Source organism: Microcystis sp. LE19-41.2A (genome assembly GCF_027530405.1).
In the GTDB taxonomy this organism is placed as follows: Bacteria; Cyanobacteriota; Cyanobacteriia; order Cyanobacteriales; family Microcystaceae; genus Microcystis; species Microcystis aeruginosa.
The window spans coordinates 1-17,587 of record NZ_JAPZQJ010000389.1 but is presented as its reverse complement, the minus strand read 5'-3'; the positions used below and the strand labels follow the sequence as shown (position 1 = coordinate 17,587).

Annotated in this window: 14 protein-coding genes; 6 read left to right on the top strand and 8 right to left on the bottom strand. The window is 40.3% G+C overall.

Annotated features, from left to right (window positions below):
* Positions 1-341 precede the first annotated feature (341 nt).
* The gene (locus O9290_RS15925; RefSeq protein WP_288059547.1) at positions 342-2,240 is read right to left on the bottom strand and encodes a CRTAC1 family protein; all 1,899 of its coding nucleotides are present in this window, start codon (positions 2,238-2,240) and stop codon (positions 342-344) included.
* Positions 2,241-2,291: 51 nt separating this feature from the next.
* Positions 2,292-3,344, bottom strand: a complete 1,053-nt coding sequence (locus O9290_RS15920) for a DUF1702 family protein (protein WP_002762585.1) — start codon at positions 3,342-3,344, stop codon at positions 2,292-2,294.
* Between the two features lie 50 nt (positions 3,345-3,394).
* Here O9290_RS15920 and O9290_RS15915 point away from each other — a divergent pair, with 50 nt between their 5' ends.
* Positions 3,395-4,762: an ABC exporter membrane fusion protein gene (locus O9290_RS15915; RefSeq protein WP_288087258.1), complete on the top strand. Its 1,368-nt coding sequence runs from the start codon at positions 3,395-3,397 to the stop codon at positions 4,760-4,762.
* Between the two features lie 16 nt (positions 4,763-4,778).
* Positions 4,779-5,942 (top strand): ABC transporter permease DevC, encoded by a 1,164-nt coding sequence (gene devC / locus O9290_RS15910; RefSeq protein ID WP_002762582.1) that lies wholly within the window; start codon positions 4,779-4,781, stop codon positions 5,940-5,942.
* Between the two features lie 194 nt (positions 5,943-6,136).
* On the opposite strand, the gene O9290_RS15905 is transcribed toward devC, so the two are convergent.
* The gene (locus tag O9290_RS15905) at positions 6,137-6,568 is read right to left on the bottom strand and encodes an acyl-CoA thioesterase (protein ID WP_002762580.1); all 432 of its coding nucleotides are present in this window, start codon (positions 6,566-6,568) and stop codon (positions 6,137-6,139) included.
* Positions 6,569-6,871: 303 nt separating this feature from the next.
* On the opposite strand from O9290_RS15905, the gene O9290_RS15900 reads away from it, so the two are divergent.
* Positions 6,872-7,255: a hypothetical protein gene (locus O9290_RS15900; RefSeq protein ID WP_002762579.1), complete on the top strand. Its 384-nt coding sequence runs from the start codon at positions 6,872-6,874 to the stop codon at positions 7,253-7,255.
* 12 nt (positions 7,256-7,267) lie between these two features.
* On the opposite strand, the gene O9290_RS15895 is transcribed toward O9290_RS15900, so the two are convergent.
* Positions 7,268-7,681 (bottom strand): type II toxin-antitoxin system VapC family toxin, encoded by a 414-nt coding sequence (locus O9290_RS15895; RefSeq protein ID WP_002762578.1) that lies wholly within the window; start codon positions 7,679-7,681, stop codon positions 7,268-7,270.
* Complete coding sequence (locus O9290_RS15890) at positions 7,678-7,890, bottom strand: hypothetical protein (RefSeq protein WP_002762577.1); 213 nt, start codon at positions 7,888-7,890, stop codon at positions 7,678-7,680. Before O9290_RS15890 ends, O9290_RS15895 begins: the two co-directional genes overlap by 4 nt.
* Before the next feature lie 54 nt (positions 7,891-7,944).
* On the opposite strand from O9290_RS15890, the gene O9290_RS15885 reads away from it, so the two are divergent.
* Together O9290_RS15885 and O9290_RS15880 are read left to right on the top strand one after the other, a co-directional pair.
* A complete protein-coding gene (locus O9290_RS15885) occupies positions 7,945-8,886 on the top strand; it encodes an RpnC/YadD family protein (protein WP_265795684.1) in 942 nt (313 codons plus the stop codon).
* A gap of 23 nt (positions 8,887-8,909) precedes the next feature.
* Complete coding sequence (locus O9290_RS15880; protein ID WP_002762575.1) at positions 8,910-9,143, top strand: hypothetical protein; 234 nt, start codon at positions 8,910-8,912, stop codon at positions 9,141-9,143.
* Between the two features lie 130 nt (positions 9,144-9,273).
* On the opposite strand, the gene O9290_RS15875 is transcribed toward O9290_RS15880, so the two are convergent.
* The 3 genes from O9290_RS15875 to O9290_RS15865 all read right to left on the bottom strand — a co-directional run bounded on the left by O9290_RS15875 (position 9,274) and on the right by O9290_RS15865 (position 16,928).
* Positions 9,274-9,840 carry a hypothetical protein gene (locus tag O9290_RS15875; protein WP_002762574.1) on the bottom strand — a complete coding sequence of 189 codons (567 nt, stop codon included), beginning with the start codon at positions 9,838-9,840 and terminating at the stop codon, positions 9,274-9,276.
* Between the two features lie 49 nt (positions 9,841-9,889).
* The gene (locus O9290_RS15870; protein ID WP_288056041.1) at positions 9,890-15,850 is read right to left on the bottom strand and encodes a type I polyketide synthase; all 5,961 of its coding nucleotides are present in this window, start codon (positions 15,848-15,850) and stop codon (positions 9,890-9,892) included.
* A 118-nt stretch (positions 15,851-15,968) separates the two neighbouring features.
* Entirely contained in the window at positions 15,969-16,928 is a 960-nt protein-coding gene (locus O9290_RS15865) for an enediyne biosynthesis protein UnbU (RefSeq protein WP_287658811.1), read from the bottom strand.
* Between O9290_RS15865 and O9290_RS15860 the strand changes: the two genes are divergently transcribed.
* A complete protein-coding gene (locus tag O9290_RS15860) occupies positions 16,927-17,469 on the top strand; it encodes a Uma2 family endonuclease (RefSeq protein WP_012264720.1) in 543 nt (180 codons plus the stop codon). The two genes, O9290_RS15865 and O9290_RS15860, sit on opposite strands and share 2 nt — an antisense overlap.
* Positions 17,470-17,587: the final 118 nt, after the last annotated feature.

Genomic DNA, 17,587 nt, shown 5'->3' with positions numbered 1-17,587 from the left:
GACTTTTTGTCAATCAAAAAGTACCGGGCATGGGAGTGATCAGGGGGAAAATTCCTGGACTTTTTCCCTGAAAATTAGGTAATTGGCCCCCTCAAAACCGGTAAAACCCCACACCCCACACCCCACACCCCACACCCTGCCACCACCGAAAAACTTTTTCAGCAGACCCTAACTAGACACAATCGGAAAATTATGCCCCCGTCAGACCGAATCCACAAGCATTTTAACTTAACGTCCACCGACTGCCAGGCGGCGGACGGAGCTAAATAAGGATCGGGAGGTCAGTCCCCGTCATACCTAACGATAAAGGGCGCAAACCTTAGGCCCTTTACAGAATGATTTTAAACCGATTGCTCTAGCAAAATTGTCTGTTTACCCGATGTTAATAATAACTGGGTTTGCTTAATTTCTCCCTTGTGGTTACGCCATTGAATGTCAACGGGTAAAGCGGTATTAGGGTCAATTTTGCCTAAACCAAAGTGTAATACTGGACTTCTCACGCCAGAATGACCATTGCCCCCATCTACCTGCGCCACCAGCTGACTGCCATCAGGTAGAGACACCTTAACCGCTGCGCCAATTGCGGGGATACCCATTTTCCCTTTTTCTGAAGAGGGATTAGGGGAGAGCGCAGGGTTTAAAAGCTCTAATTCCAGAGATTGACCGATATTTGGACTATCATTGCGGTAAAAATAAGAGGTTTCCCACTGATTTGCCACTACAAAGTCTAAATCCCCATCTCCATCCACATCGGCGGTGGCAATTCCTCTGGTGACAGAGGGATCATCTAAGCTTAATTGCGATGCCAAATCATAGTAACGTCCATCTTTACCCCGCACAAAAAAGGGATTATGTTGATGACCACTTAAATCGTCTCCATCTTGGAAATGAAACCAACTATTGGGGATTTTCAGGACTTGATCATTACTCATGGCTAACTCATGTAATTCCGGCCAACGATTGATGTCACCTTTACGAAATCCTGTGGCTTGCAACGCTTCTAACTCCCCATCATTATCAAAATCGCCGAATTTTGTTTCCCAACTCCAGCCACTACGAGAGACTCCCAGGGGTTCGCTTTTATCGACATAAGGGGCGATTCCTCGGGACATTTTCTCCGTTTCTCCCGTACTGGTAAAGAGAAAATGACTTTCCTCTAGGGCGTATTCCGAAGCAATATTACTCACATAGATGTCTAGGAGTCCATCATGGTTAATATCTCCGAAATCTACCCCCATTCCCTTAAAGCCATCATGGCCCAGTACCTTAGAATTAGGTGTCGTTAAACCTTTTTGCCCTTCCAGTAAGGCAAATTGGAGATGTCCTCTAGTAGAACGATTATGTAAGAGGCGATCGGGTCCGAAATCATTGGCAAAATAAATCTCTGGCAATAAATCCCCGTCTAAATCGGCTGTTCCGACGGCCAATGTCCAACCATGAGCAATTTTCTCCTCAAAAGCATCTTGGACTTCTTGATAAGTCACTCCAGTGGTAGAGGCATCGGACCACAAGAAAACTCGATTTTTACCGCCATTATAAGCACGGGTCATCGAATCTTGCATTTTCTCGATTTTCTGGGAATTGACATCCAAAATCTCGGCATTATCTGGGAAGTAATTGCCAATGATTAAGTCTGGGTGTCCGTCCCCATCTAAATCCGAGAAGGTTGCCGCGTTGGTGTACCATTTTTCCCTTTTTTGGCTGATTTGCTGCTGAAGATAACCTTGATCTTGCCTGATAAAAGCGATCGGTGTTCGTCCCCAATAATACACCAATAGATCCCTGAGTCCATCTTCATTGAGATCACTGGGAATACATCCCATGGGGGCCATGGTTTGGTCGTTATAGTCAAAATCGGTGACATTCAGGGTGAAGGGCTGATAACGATTGCCCGTACCCGGAACAGGCGAGATAATCACCTGATTACTTTGGGTTTCTACATGACAGAGATCATTATCCAAGCCATCTCCATCGAAATCCCCCAGGGCAACTGCCGCCCCAACTGCCGAAATCCAGCCCGAATGACGGCTTAAACTGGGATTTGTCGGTCTTTCTACTTGATAGGGTTGATTTTCTAATTCGGGTAAGGGAAAACGAGTAAAGGCAAAGCGAGAAGCGATCGCATCTCTTTCGGCCATTGATAGGGCGGGGAGACGGGAAACAGAGAATAAGACTAAAATTAGCCCCAATGCCAAGATAGACTTACTATGGCCTCGGATGAATTTTTCCAAACGATTCATGGTTTCAAAGAAGTAACTACATTCAATCTAAGCTTAAGACAGTTGAGGGGATTAGGTGCGAAAATGACTTTGGATGGCTTGTCGCCATTGTTCATAGGCAGGGATTTGGTCGTGGTAATCTAAGCCGATGAGGGTATCATCAGTGATCTTGGCTGTTTCAGTAATAGCCATTCCACACAAAATTTGACAGGCTATTTCGGTATTTTCCTGGCAGTTTTCGGCTAGTAAACGTGCTTTTGCGGCAAAAGCTGCTCCCTGGGCTAATTCTGCTCTATAAGGTTCAGCAAGCTGTTTTAAATGTTGAATTTCTTCGGGAGACACTCCCCCCGCATAAGTGCAAGCCAAGCCGATCCCACTCCATAAATGGGGTTGAAGCAGCGGGTCGAATTTTTGGATCTGATCGGCAATTTCGGGAATATTTGCCCCTTTCACAAACCAAAGACTGCGCCCTAACCCTTGAGCAAAAACAAGACGCGCATAACCCGATAATTCTTGAGGAGACTTTCTCTCTCGGATATACTTAGGCCAGGCAAAGTATCCTTGATGAAATCCATAGCCGTCAAGGGCTAACCAACCTAATAGGGAATCTGGAAAATGTTGGGCAGAATGTTCTAATTTTTGGAGATAAAAGCGCAAAGAAAAAGGAATACGGGCTAATTGCCATCCTTTCCCTACATAGGCCATGTAAATATGCTTTTTCCCCTCGTTTGCTAAAAAATGCTCAAAGCGATTGCGCTTACCCAGGGTTAAACAATCTAGCAAAGATAAAGCCATCGCTGCCCCTTCATAAGCAAATCCTCTCAAATTGAGCGTGACACCTTCAAGAAGAGGAAACAAGTCCGTGAGAGAATGAGCCATAATTGCTGCATTATAGCCATAGATAAAAGTTTGCCCGATCGTTTCCAAATATATCTGTTTTTGAGGCTGAACAGCCGGGCTGCGGCTTTGCGGATCACAGATGAATCCACGCTGATTAAAGGTTGCCGCTTGGGGTGAAAGGAGCAACAATCGTTGTGGAAAACGATTTACCTGCCTAGGAGAAAATTTGTGATCAAAATTGACAGCAGGATGCTCGAAGGGTGCGCCTGAGAAATTAGATGCCATTGTTAAAAAAAGTTGACAAAGTTGACAACCCTTGATGGGAGGCCGAAGATATGACCTCATGTTACCTTAAACAAAGTTTATTTGATGAATCCTTATCCCTGTTAACAACAATGGCTAACTTTCGCCTTCAAAATTCCTATTCTTTAAAATATTGGTTTTGGGGTCTTTTAGGAGCTTTTATGGGATTTAGCTTGGGAACAACCGTTATTATCTTCTATTTTAGACCAGAATCATCCTTGAAAGCTTCCCAGTTATCGATTTCCCCGACGGTTTCTCCTGATACTCCCGAAGCTGTTGCTGCCCTTGGTTATCTTGAACCCCAAGGTGGAATTACTCAAATATCAGCTACTGCCTTTTTGGAAGGAAGTAGAGTAGATAAAATACTGGTAAAACAGGGAGAAAAAGTTGAAAAAGGCGAAATTATGGCTATTTTAGATAATAATGCCCGTTTGCGAGCAGCCCTGAAACAAGCTCAAGCAAATCTGGGTTTAGCAGCATCTAAACTCGAAAAAGTGAGAGAAGGGGCAAAAAAAGGCGAAATTATGGCTCAAGATTCCCGTATGCGTCAAAGCAAAGCGGAATTAGAGGGACAAATAATGAGGCAAACAGCAGCGATCTCTAGTTTGGAATCGGAACTTGAAGGGGAAAAACTAGGACAAAAAGCTACCGTTGAAAGAATTAAAGCAGAATTGAATAATTCTCTCACAGATTGTCAACGTTATCAATCTTTATACCGTAATGGTGCAGTTTCTCAAGGGGAAAAAGAGCGATTTTGTTTAGAGGCGACAACTACACAAAAAAGACTCCAAGAAGCTGAGGCTAACTTGCAACGCATTACGACTACCTTAGAACAAAAAATTCAGGAAGCCAGAGCCAATCTACAACGAACTCTTAATACTTTAGAACAACAAATTCAAGAAAACCAAGCTATGTTAAGTGCAGTTACGGAAATTCGTCCTGTTGATCTTCAAATTGCTCAAGATGAAGTAATGACAGCTAAGGCTAATGTAGAACGCGCTCAGGCGGAATTAGAATTATCCTATGTGCGTGCGCCCCATGCAGGAATAATTTTAAAAATTAATACTTTTCCTGGAGAATTAGTGAAAAATGAAGGGATTTTAGAATTGGGAAATATCCAAAAAATGTATGTGACAGCAGAAGTGTATGAAACCGATATTAGTCGAGTTAAATTAGGTCAATCTGTAACGATAAAAACCGATAAAATGCTCGGAGATTTAGAGGGAACTGTGGAAGAAATAGGTTGGAAAGTGGGACGACAAGATGTTTTAGGAACCGATCCTGTTGTCGATACAGATGCTAGAGTCGTCGAGGTAAAAATTAGCTTAGATCATCGCTCTAGTGCTAAAGTTAATCGGTTAACTAACTTAAAGATTAATGTGATCATTCATCCTAACTAAATAACTCATTCAGAAGATGAATATTCCTACTGCTTGGTTACAATTAGCTCATAAAAGAACTCGTTTAATTGTTGCACTATCTGGTATTATTTTTTCCACTGTGATTATTTTTATGCAGTTGGGAATTCGAGATGCTTTATTTGAGAGTGCTGTTCATTTACATAATAGTTTAGAAGGTGATGCTTTCCTGATTAGTCCTCGTTCTACATCCTTAATTGCCATGGAAAGTTTTAGTGAGCGAAGACTATTACAAGTCTTATCCTTTAATGAAGTGGAATTAGTCAGTCCAATCTATGTAGGCTATGCTCAATGGAAAAATCCCGATACAAAAAACTATTGGCGTAATATTTTTGTCATTGGAATTGACTTAAGATATCAAGCATTTAAGGCAGTGGGAATCAAAGAAAATTGGCAAAAATTAAAGATAAAATATACCACCTTATTTGACCAAAATTCTCGTAGAGAGTTTGGAAATATTGCTGAAGATTTCCAGAAGGGTAAAACTATTATTACTGAGGTGGGAAATTCTGGTAATAATCGAAAAATAGAAGTGGTTGGTCTCTTTGAATTAGGGACATCTTTTGGTTCAGATGGTAACTTATTAATGAGCTACCCTAACTTTTTAAGAATATTTCAGAATCGTTCATCTCGGTTCATTGATATTGGCTTAATTAAGTTTCAACCAGATATTGATCGGCAATCCTTACTCAAAAAGTTAAAGAAATATTTGCCGAAAGATGTCAAAATATTAAGCAAGCAAGAGTTTATTAACTTTGAAAAAAATTATTGGGCAACCAGTACAGCTATTGGTTTTATTTTTAATTTGGGGGTATTTTTAGGATTAGTGGTCGGGATTGTGGTTGTTTATCAAATTCTTTATACCAATGTTGCAGAACACTTAGCAGAATATGCAACTCTAAAAGCAATGGGATATCACAATCGTTATCTTCTGTGGCTCGTCTTTCAGCAAGCTCTGATTATTGCAGTATTAGGTTATATTCCTGGCTTTTTATTAGGGATGATTCAGTATTATTTTACCCAAAAATACACCTTACTTCCCATTGAAATGACCCCTACTAGAGCAATATTCGTCTTTGGCTTAACCTTGCTCATGTCCTTGATTGCTGGAGCCACGGCTATTAATAAGCTCCAATATGCCGATCCTGCCGATATTTTTTAGAGTATGTTTGAAAAGGTTTACGGGTAGTGTGGTCATCTAGGCAAGCCGCCTCAACAGGAGTCGGCTCATGCTGGGATAAATGAAAGCGGCGGAAGTTTCGGGTTAAGCTCATTTAAACCACTAATTGGCTATAACCAGTCTAGGAGAGTCATTTTTTATCGGTTATTTTTATCTCACATTCCTCGGGTTATCTTTTAGATCGGGATGTGATAGTTTTCTAAAGCTAATTTCAGTTGAGCAGGAATTGGAGTGGGTCTGGTTTCACTATCCTCTCGTCGCATACAGGCCGTCTGTTGTTCCCCTTTTGCCACTAATTCTTCCCCTTCATCAGTCACTCGCCAATATTCAAATAACATGGTAATTCGGTTTTGTTTAATCTCTCCTAAACGCATCCGAATAATAACATGATCAAAGGCAAATAATTCGGACAGATACTCACAGGATACTCGAACCGTTACTAAGGCTAATCCTTGGCATAATTCTGTGATAATATCTGGGGCATTATCTTTGAGAAACATTTCTCGACAACGACCTTGCCATTGCACATAATTGGCATAATAAACATTACCGACTAAATTGGTTTCTTGAAAACTGACAATGTGATGATATTCGTAGGCTTTCATCATGATTATTTAGCGATTTTTCGAGATTAACAACGGTTTTAAAAGAACGCTATTGACAATTGACCAATTTTGTCAGCTGCTTGTCCTCTTATTTGGTCGATTGTTGCTTAACAACTGCGATGGCAAATTCTACTCAAATATGTCTAAACCGCGCTCTGGGTAGGCAACCCATATAAAGTTCATTTTGTCAAGGATTGTTAAGATGCGCTTACCCTGAGGGGCATAAAGTAGGAATTTTAAGATGATCATAGGTTATCCTGATAATGGTAAACTAAACACAAGTTTTTTATTTTCTGATTATACCTCATGAATCAACCGTTAACTCGTTTTTCTCAAGAATGGTGGTCTGCCTATCAAACGACATGGAACGAACAAGAAAACTTAGGTAAAAAGTTCACTAAATTGGGAAAAGTAATTCTTTGGTTTAGTGATCATCAGGGGGTTTCTGTTTGTTCAGAATGGGATGATCAGGGTCAGATTGTTAGTTTAGAACTGATTGAAGAAATGGATGAATCTTTACCGATTTTTTCAGCAACTAGAGAAAATTGGGAACGATTTGTTAATCAAGAAATTGGTGCAGTTAAAGCGGTAATGACAGGGTTAATTGATTATCGAGGATCGATGACGATTATTGTTAAATATGGTCGTCACTTTGATTGTCTAGCAGAAGTAGCTCAAAAAGTCAATTAGTTATTTTACCTCCTAATTTCTCAGTAGTGCATTAAATCCTTCTTGTTGAAAATGGCGATCAAAAGTTAAAACATCGGAGATATTTTGTTGTCTCATAATCAACATCGAAGCACAATCTGTTAAGCTATAGCTTTTATCTCGTCTTTGGCGATAAAATAGCAATGCTTCGGTAAATAACTGAGAGGTTTGAGGGATAATTTCTACTGATGAGTCTTGGTGTAATTTATCTACAATATCTAGGGCAGCATCCCTTAAATACCCACCCCTTCCAGATAAGGCATTGAGTAATTCAGTTAACACCATTTCGCTAGTAACAGATAGAAATATATCTAATTCGTCGGTAATAGCTACAGAAGATTGATGTAAACTATCACGAGTGTCAACCAGTGCTTGAAGATAAGCAGTATCTAAAAAAATCTTTCTCATTCGTCTTCGTAATCCTCGTCTCTGGGTGCGCCATACATATAATGTTCAAAATTGCGAGCAAAATCTTTAGGTAATTTGTTCCACTCTTCAATGGGAACTTTTTCACCAATTTCCACAATGGCTTTCCAAAAGGGTTTGTGGTTAGCGGTTTCTAAGGAAGAAGTATCACTATTTTCGCAGGGGATAGGAGTAGGGTTAGAATTGTCCATTGTTTTTGAAAGATTAGGATATTATTTATTATATAGCAATTAGGTGGGAAAGGCATGGCTGAGGTGACAGCTAATTACGACAAAACATGGAAAGAAGCGATTAGCACTTATTTGGCAGAGTTCTTAAACTTCTTTTATCCCAATATTTATCAAGAAATTGACTGGAATCAAACCCCTATTTCCCTTGATAAAGAATTAGAACAAATTACGGCAGCTGCGGAAACTGAGCAACGCTATGCTGATAAATTATTGAAAGTTTGGTTATTAGATAATCAGGAAATCTGGCTTTTAATTCATATTGAAGTCCAAAGTCAATATGATCTAAAATTCCCTCAACGAATGTTTATTTATAATTATCGAGCCTTTGATTTGTACCATAAACCTGTTATTAGTTTAGCTATTTTAGGGGATGAAAGTAGGTCTTGGCGACCTGATTTTTATCAATATGGGTTAGGGGGAAGTCAAGTGAAAGTCGATTTTTTAATGGTCAAATTATTGGATTATCAATGGGAAGACTTAGAACAAAGTGAGAATATTTGGGCTATAATAGTCATGGCACACCTAAAAACTAAGGCTACGACTAATAATCTCAGGGAGCGTGAACAATGGAAGTGGAACTTAGTCAGAGGTTTATATCAAAGGGGATTAACCAAGTTTGAGATTATCAATCTAGGGAAATTCATTGATAAAATGATGACCTTACCCCCGCAACTTCAACTTAACTTTAAAACAAAACTCAGTCAATACGAGGAGGAAAACAAAATGCCTTTTTTAAGCACCATAGAAGAAATGGCTCTCGAAGAAGGAGCTAAATTAACTAGCCAAAAGTATATTATTTTAGCTTTACAAAGTCGTTTTGGGGAGATTCCTAATTCCCTGATTGAAACGATTAACCAAATTGAGGATGTGTCTGTCTTAGAGAGTCTTTTTGTTCCCAGTATTACTATTAATTCATTGGAGGAATTTCAACATTTAGTTAATGACTCTTTATCTTAATTAATACGAGGAGGAGAGCAATCATGCCTTTTTTAAGCACCATAGAAGAAATGGCTCTCGAAGAAGGAGCTAAATTAACTAACCAAAAACATATCATTTTGGCTTTACAAAGTCGTTTTGGGGAGATTCCTAATTCCCTGATTGAAACGATTAACCAAATTGAGGATGTGTCTGTCTTAGAGGGTCTTTTTGTCCCCAGTATTACTATTAATTCATTGGGGGAATTTCAACAGCTAGTTAATGACTCTTTATCATAATATGAGAAGGAGAGCAATCATGCTTTTTTTAAGAACTAGAGACAACTTTTCAGCACAATTAACTAGAAGAATAGGGTAAATACTCATTTACCCCCATTTTCCTAATACTTTCTTTAACTTTGGCTAAAATTTAAACTAATCTCCCCTCATTCATAGGTGGAAAACGATGATAATACATGGCAATCATCATGGGAATTAGAACCATTAAGTTATAGAAAAGATGCAGTTCTAACCGAGGAAACCAAATTTGTCCAATACTAATAGGAACGCGAGAATCCCATAAGTTTTGACCAATAATTGCCTGTCCTAAGAGTAAAGCGTGTTCAAAATGATGATAGAATTGTAATCCTAAAGCCAAATCCCACCAAAGACGAGCTTTTCCATGAAAAGAAGGACGAAAAATGGCTAACCCTAATAACATAAAAAGAGCGTGTCCATAGTGTAGCCATTCCGAGCGCATTAACCAAGGTTTCCAGAGTCCTAATAACCCTAAACATTCCGGTCTCGGCCATCCTAAACCCCACAATTGATAAGCTTGAATAATATGTTCTGAGATGTGGGCAATAGTCACTATCATAAAGATTTGCATCCCCAATTTATGCCAGCGTCCATTCATCGCATAAACGAAAGAACGGATGATATTTGAAATCAGTTGAATAGGGTTTCTTTGGTTGGGAATTTGTCGAACTGTAGTCATGATTTGGTTCTCCTGTGGTTTAAAAAAGGGTAAAACTGGATAATTTTTATCAGAAAACCTTTGCTGGTTCTGTCTGAAGTAAGTCCGATTTTTTCTGAACTGTTTGGACAAATATTGCCAAGATGAAAGCTGTCTTGATTTCTCGGAAAGAAACAGGTAAAGTGATGATTAAATCCTTTCCTGAAGATAACCACAAAATAGGGGATAAAGGGGTTAATTGTTGAGAGAAAGATGATAAAGTTAACGGGATATCGAGACTCAAACCCGCTTTCTTAATACTTTCTTTAGCAGACCAAATGCGAGTCGCTGCCATATTAAAATCCTCATGATTCTCTTGACTAATTACCTCCGCTAAATTAAAGGAATTTTCCCCCAATAAATCGCGCCACATCTGCACATCACGGGGGATAATCGGTTCCAGATCGCATCCTGACGCACCCTTAAGCACAAGGGTTAAATCTTCCGCATGAGACACCGAAACCGCCTCGTTATCGCTTAATTCGGGCTTGCCATCCCCCCGACGCTGAATTACACTAGGGGATGAGGTTAACATCCCTAAACTGCGATCGCTTCTGACTCGTCTTTCTACCGTTGCATCCCGATCGAGAATTAAAGTTAAATCGACATTAGGCATCATCTCCTTGATCTTTCGTTCTAAATAACAGGGTAAAAGGGCTGGAATCCAGGGATCTTGAGGATTTCTGTGTTTAATCACCTTTAATTCCAATCCTTGCCACACTTCTAAGAGATTGCCATCGTTATTGAATACCTCAAGATCATAGACAAAGGTATCTCCTTGATGCAGTCTTTCTTTGGCTGAAACAAACTGATTTTCGCCTAAATTGACAGAATATACCGTTAAGCGTTCTATGCCAGTGGGTAAAATAGTGGCATGGGGAACACAAGCTTGTAAAGCATGGATAACGGCATCTCTTGCCCCTGCATCGCCTAAAATCAGGGATTGAGGTAAATAACGACTAAACCAAGCAGTTTTTTGCTCAATCTTAATTTCTGCAATACATTCGGTTGCTTTGAGATGAGAATAACCCTTAATTCGTTGAAATCTTGCTTTATGGAACAATAAATGACCATATAAGTCCTTATCTGGGTTAATTTGAGGGTTATTTTTTCCTTCTTTAAGGGGGACAGGGGGAATCAATGGACGACAGTCTGGCACCCCCACAGAAGAATGGCTGATGATGGCTTCAAAATGATCGATACTAAACCCTGTATTGGCACAGCGAATAACGGCCTTAACCTTTCCAGAATCGGTGATTAAGGTAGCAATTTGTATCTTTAAGGGTTGATCGGCAGAAACCACGATCGGACGGTTAAATTTAACCGATTCAAACCTTAATCCTCCAGTTTCCCCCTTGTTAAGGGGGACGGAAGGGGGATCTTGGTTTTCCCCCTTGTTAAGGGTTTGATCCTCCTTCCTTGCTAAGGTGGGGAGTAATGCAGTGGCCACCTGCGCGATCGCTTCTAACCCCAGGACACCGGGGAAAATGTATTCTCCTTGATAAACATGATCTTGTAAATAAGGATCATTGTCTAAGGATAATTCTGCTTCAGTAATCAGTTCAATTCCCGTGTAATGAACTTTCTTTGTCTCTAAAAAGCGTAAAAAAGATAATTCTTGCGGTTTTAAGCTTAAAGTCGGAGGTTCACCAAAACGCCCGGCGATGATAACAGAGGCAGTGGTTAGGGATTGATTTAAAAGTAAATGTAAGTATTTAATGCCAATATCGGGAGAAATAGGGGTAATACCTTCATTTCTTAGCTTTTCAACTGTTCCTAAACGTTCTCCCATGCCAATACCGGACCAAACCGACCATTCTAGGTTTAAACAGCGACAATTAGGGTATTTTCGACTAAATTCCGCTACAATATCCCCTAACCATTCATTGGCTAACCCATAGTCTGCTTCTCCTTTCAATCCAGTCTCGGCAATAATTGAACCGAAGGTGATTAAATAGTTGAGAGAATCGGGGTTAATTTCCGTTAAGATATGTTGCAAACCCTTGACTTTTGGAGCTAAAGTTGCTATAAAATCTTCTGGTTCGAGATGTTGAATTAATTTCGGTGTATTAACCCCTGCACCGTGTAAAATTCCCGTAATTTCTCCTAAATTTTTCTTAATTTCGGCGATAGTTTGCTGAACTGACTCAGCATCACTGACATCACAAGAATAATAATGGACTTGGATGTTTGCAGACTTCATTCTTGCTAAATTTTCGGCTAATTCTCGGTTATCTTCAGGTTGAGAACGTCCTAAAATCGCTAAGGTAGCTTTATTTTCTTTAGCTAAGGATAAGGCACATTCTGAGGCAATACCTCTCCCTCCCCCCGTCACCAAAAGAAGCTCCTTGACTTTGCTTTTATTTGACCTTTTTAGGGCTTTTTTCTGCTTAGGGTTATCGGTATCTTTTTCTAACCCTAACAAGTTTAATTGACGAACAAACCGTTTTCCGTTTTCATCATAATAAACTTCTGTATAGCTATCGGTTGCAGTGATTTCTGAGAGAATGATATTAACTGCATTGGGATGATGAAAAGGAATATCAATCACACAGGTGGGAATTTGACGATTTTCTAGATAAAAAGTTCTCGCAAAGGACGCATATCCTCCTCCTTGTTGAATCAAAATCAAGGGTTTTTTCTCTTTTATAGATAATTTTGCTCCTTTTAAAAGCAAACCAATTTCTGATTCATCAGGATAGGGTTTTAAACAAATAATGATCCCTTTTTCCTGCTCATGCTTTAAGGTGGGTTGTAAAACAGATAAGTTAGGTAATAAAGGATGATCAGCATGGGCGATAATATGCCAATTTCCTGCTTTTTCTCGATTTATTTGCTTTTTATCTGATTTAATTAACGGTTTTTCGATTAATTCAACCGTAAACGCACGCAGCCAATTATCAACACCCATCGGGATTGATTCTTGAGGAATTTGGGAATTATTTTTGCCTAATTCTTCTAAAGCTGCTGCTAGATCCTGAATAGTTGCATTGGCATAATCTGTCGGTGAATGGGGAGGAGATAAGTCTAACTGACGCGCTGCTTCGATCACTAATTGACTGACACTGATAGAATTAAGGTGCAGATCCGCCAACAAGCGATGATGATTTTCAATGGTTTCTAGGGGTAACTCTGTTTTTTGTGCGACTAATTGACGAATAACTTCAATTTTTGAGGTTTGAGGTTTCAGGTTTGAGGTATTAGGTTTGAGGTTTTGGCTATGATTAGGTAATAAAAGATCAATATTCTCTACTTTTGCCTGTTGACTTTTGCCCTTTGCCTTGATCTCACATGGATTGCCAATAAAATGGGGTTGATAGTCTAAATTAAAGGGACGACTAAATCTATCTTCAAATAACCCTTGATAGTTAACCTTGACACCATTAACAAACATCACTGCAACCGTTTTCAATAACCCTTGTAAAGACTCACTACTGCTATCGAGAGAAATTACGGGAATATCCGTTATATCTGCCACTAAACGGCTTAATATCGAACCTGAACCCACTTCAATGAATAAATCAACCTCTTTCTCTGCTGACTTGACTGCATCGATGAAGCGCACCGGTGAGGTCATTTGTTCTAACAAAAGCGAGCGCCAGTCGGTATTTAATGGCAATTTTTCGCCCGTTACGGTAGAAATAACCGTTTTTTCCAGGGAATTTAAGGTATAAGTTTGTAAATAATCTTCTAAGGGTTGCACGGCCGGGGCCACTAGGGGAGAATGGAAGGCATGGGAGACAGGCAAATAAACGGTTTTAATGCCTTTATTTTGGGCTTTTTCAACAACATCCTTAATCCCTAATTCCTCTCCTGAGATTATTGTCTGATAGGGTGAATTTAATCCCGCAATCTCAACAATACGTCCATTTAATAAACTTTTAACCGTTTCTGCATCGGCGTTAATGCTGGCCATTCTACCTGTTGGGTGGCCCAGTTGTGCCATTGCTTGACCGCGAATTTTAGCTAGATTAATTAATTGAGTCTTATCATAGGCATTTGCCCAAAATAAAGCGCATAATTCCCCTAAACTGTGTCCTATGGCTAAATCTGCTTTAATATTTAAGTTTTCTAAGAGTTGTAACCCCCCTAGGCAAGCCGTAATGATCGCCGGTTGAGCAATATTCGTCACCGTGTTATCCTTACCCTTGGCTAACTGAGCCTTGTTATATAATTGTTTAATCACAGGAAAACGTCTTTCCCAGAGTCCCCCATGAAGATAAACTGGTGCGGATTGCCCCGGAAAGAGAAAACCTATTTTATTGATCTGTTTTTCGTGATTGGTAAAGATATTATCTAAATTTTGACCGGGGGGGATCAATGAGTGCAAGCCTTGCGCTCCTACAAGGTGATTGGTTAAGCTATCGGGGGAAGATGCAATAATGGCCAGACGATAGGGTAAATGAGGATTTACCTTTTTCGCTAATTCAACGGCAAGATCCGTCATTTCTGACTGGGATATGCGAGGAACAATATTTAATAACCGATTAACCTGTGCTTGTAAGTCTTCTTGACTATTTGCACTCAATAGGAATAACTCCGCATCTTGGGGAGAATGGATTAATTTTTGTTCCTGTGGCGTTAAAGTGTGACGACGAATCTGACTTAATCCCTCTATGATAATATGACTATTAATGCCCCCAAAACCCATGGCACTCACTCCTGCCCGTAAAGGTAAGGAATTTGGCCAGATTTGCCCCTCTTTTAATACCTGTAACCTTGCCTTGTCTTCGGTTAACCGAGCCTGAGGGCGATCGCATCCCGTCACTGGTGGTAAAATTTGACGATGAACCGCCATAGTCGCCTTAATTAACCCTGCTATCCCTGCCGCCGCCTTAGTATGGCCAATATTCGCTTTAATTGAACCAATAACGGCTTTATTTACCGTATCTGGATGAATACGAGATAAAACTTCTAATTCGGTTCCATCACCCACCGCCGTTCCCGTACCATGGCCTTCAAAATAAGCTATAGTATCCCCCGTAAATTCAGCCCGTTTATAGGCGCGATTTAAAGCCAATAACTGTCCTTCCACTTCTGGACGAGTAATTCCGCCTTTGCCATCGGAAGAAATCCCCCAACCTTGAATAACAGCATAAATCCGTTTATTTTGGGCTAGGGCATCCCCATGACGCATTAACACCAGAAAACCGCATCCTTCCCCCGGAATAAACCCATTAGACCCTTGATCATACACTTTCATCTCCCCAGAGGCTAAGGCCCCCGTTTTGGCAAAACCCACCAACTCAAAAGGGTCCATACTAATATCCACACCCCCGACTAAAGCGATATCTAAATCTTCAGCGACTAAAGCCGAACAACCATTCGCTACTGCCAGTAAAGAGGAACTACAAGCCCCATCGACGATATATCCGCCCCCTTTTAAGTCAAAATAATTACAAATTCTCCCCGCTATCGTATTCGCGAGATTTCCCGCTAAAGACTCCTCTCCAATCGGTTCAAAGGGTTCTTTAAAGCGATTTTCTAATTCATTTAAGAAAATTTGCCGTTCTTTGTCCGATAATCCTTGTTTTAATAATTGTTCTTCTACCCTATGACGCACATAGGGCCAACGCAATCTTAGGGTATTAGCCCGCGATAACTCGCCTGTGAGAGTATTTCCCAGTAAAACCCCGGTTGTTTCTTTATTTAACCCCTTTCCGTCGGGAAATCCGGCATCATTCAACGCCTGAGACGCAATATCTAACGCTAACCAGTGGGCTAAATCAGCCGAACGAAAGGTACTCCCCACCACTTTATAAGCAATGCGATCGAATTCATAGCCCTCAATAACGGCAGCTTGAGTCGAATAAATGACATCAGGGGCGCTTTTATCGGGAGAATAGTAGTCACTTAACGATAATCGCTCTGAGGGAAAGCGACGAAATGCCCGACGCTGAGACAGGACATTTTCCCATAATTCCTGTGGAGAATCGGCATCAGGATAAAGACAAGCCATGCCAACAATAGCAATTTGAGGAGAAGCTTTCATAGTCAATGACCAGGAGAATGTTACTGTAGGGGCGTAAGGCTTACGCCCTTTTCATTTGTAGTTTGTAGCTAAAAGCTGTAGGGTGGGCTTTGCCCACAAAAACCGCATAATATATTGGTTAAGGAGTTGATAAAATGCCGGAAGCCTGTACTAGGGGTAATTTTGCTTTTAAGGGTTCAACCGCTAATATCAACCCTCTGAAACAACACACCAGTGTCAATCCGAAAAACATCCCAAAAACAACATGAAAGGACATCAAAATGCCATAAGCAACGGCTACAGATGCCCCGAAAATTATCTGCTCACGGGGGTTAATTGGTGTTGTTCCCGGATCCGTTACCATATAGAAAGTAAAGAGGACAAAAGCCACCCCTGTCATGGGTAATAGGGCGGGGATTAACGCTGTGTGAAAGATAGCACTTCTGAGGATTGCTTGTAAGATAAAAGCCCCTAACCATCCCGCAATTAAAGGCAATTTACGAGTAAAACGGGCATTTAAAAACGTTCCCGTACAAACAATTAAGACGGGTAAAATCCAATCTGCCCAACCGCTTAAATTCTCGGTAAACTGATAGGGGGGCGCGATGCCAATCCAAGGAAATAAGAGTAAGGTAACGCTAATACCAAAATTAGAAGGATTGAGAAAATGACGGGTTTTATCCGCCACTTTTAACCGAAAAATTGCTTTAGATCCGATAGCCACCGCTACTGCAAACATAATCGGAAATAAACGCTCATTAGCATAGAGTAACATAGCGATCGCTAATGAGGTAATATGGGCAGAAAGCAGAAAATCGACAAACTGACCGATACTTCCTAAATATCTAGGTTTAAAGCTATTTACCCCAGCATCAACGCTTTCTAATAATAATTCTACGCTGTAACCTGTTGCTAAAGCCACCAGAGGTTGCGCCCAAGATTGTTCAAATCCGAGGACAGTATGACCTAAAATATTGAGAAAGGTAATCGCTATGGCAAAGCGTCGTAATCCTGCTAAACGGTTAGGTTGATAGGAAACCGTAGAACGCTCTACTGAAGAGCTAAAATAGGGAAGATTAAATAATTGAGTGGTCGTCATGGTTATTGTTGAAGATGAGTTAAAGGAAATTATCTTTCCCAAAAGTGATTTACTGAGTGATGAACCCCCTATGGAAACAGAGTTACATCTGCGTCAATTGATGCTTTTGATCCAATCACTAGAGTTATTATGGAAAGACCGCCAAGATTTCTATGCTTTTGGTAATCTGACTATTTATTACAGCCCTAATCAACGAAAATCAGAATATTTTAGGGGTCCTGATTTTTTTGTGGTTTTGGGAGTAGCAAGAAAACCGCGTAAAAGTTGGGTAGTGTGGGAAGAAGAGGGGAAATATCCCCAGGTCATCATCGAGATTTTGTCTGATTCAACGGCAGAAACTGATAGAGGTTTAAAGAAAGAAATTTATCAGGAAACTTTCCGGACTCCTAATTATTTTTGGTTTGATCTCACCAGTTTAGAATTTAAGGGGTTTCAGTTGATGGCAGGAAAATACGAAGAAATTGCAGCGAATGAACAGGGCTGGTTATGGAGTCAACAGTTAGAATTATTTTTAGGGATTCATCGGAAATTTTGGGTCTGAAACCCCGCCGTTCTAGGTTGGCTTTACGTTAGAATTAAAAGGCCAGTCTCGAAAACCAAGTGGACGGCGCAGCACCTTGAAAACTCGGCTTAGGGGGTTCCGACCAGAAAAGCTTGGC

Bases quoted from the DNA above. Each gene is read 5' to 3' on its own strand.
- O9290_RS15860 (WP_012264720.1), top strand. From the start codon at position 16,927: ATGGTTATTGTTGAAGATGAGTTAAAGGAAATTATCTTTCCCAAAAGT.
- O9290_RS15895 (WP_002762578.1), bottom strand. From the start codon at position 7,681: ATGAGAAAGATTTTTTTAGATACTGCTTATCTTCAAGCACTGGTTGAC.
- O9290_RS15880 (WP_002762575.1), top strand. From the start codon at position 8,910: ATGCCTTTTTTAAGCACCATAGAAGAAATGGCTCTCGAAGAAGGAGCT.
- O9290_RS15885 (WP_265795684.1), top strand. From the start codon at position 7,945: ATGGCTGAGGTGACAGCTAATTACGACAAAACATGGAAAGAAGCGATT.
- O9290_RS15905 (WP_002762580.1), bottom strand. From the start codon at position 6,568: ATGATGAAAGCCTACGAATATCATCACATTGTCAGTTTTCAAGAAACC.
- O9290_RS15900 (WP_002762579.1), top strand. From the start codon at position 6,872: ATGAATCAACCGTTAACTCGTTTTTCTCAAGAATGGTGGTCTGCCTAT.
- O9290_RS15870 (WP_288056041.1), bottom strand. From the start codon at position 15,850: ATGAAAGCTTCTCCTCAAATTGCTATTGTTGGCATGGCTTGTCTTTAT.
- O9290_RS15920 (WP_002762585.1), bottom strand. From the start codon at position 3,344: ATGGCATCTAATTTCTCAGGCGCACCCTTCGAGCATCCTGCTGTCAAT.
- devC (WP_002762582.1), top strand. From the start codon at position 4,779: ATGAATATTCCTACTGCTTGGTTACAATTAGCTCATAAAAGAACTCGT.
- O9290_RS15865 (WP_287658811.1), bottom strand. From the start codon at position 16,928: ATGACGACCACTCAATTATTTAATCTTCCCTATTTTAGCTCTTCAGTA.
- O9290_RS15915 (WP_288087258.1), top strand. From the start codon at position 3,395: ATGACCTCATGTTACCTTAAACAAAGTTTATTTGATGAATCCTTATCC.
- O9290_RS15875 (WP_002762574.1), bottom strand. From the start codon at position 9,840: ATGACTACAGTTCGACAAATTCCCAACCAAAGAAACCCTATTCAACTG.
- O9290_RS15890 (WP_002762577.1), bottom strand. From the start codon at position 7,890: ATGGACAATTCTAACCCTACTCCTATCCCCTGCGAAAATAGTGATACT.
- O9290_RS15925 (WP_288059547.1), bottom strand. From the start codon at position 2,240: ATGAATCGTTTGGAAAAATTCATCCGAGGCCATAGTAAGTCTATCTTG.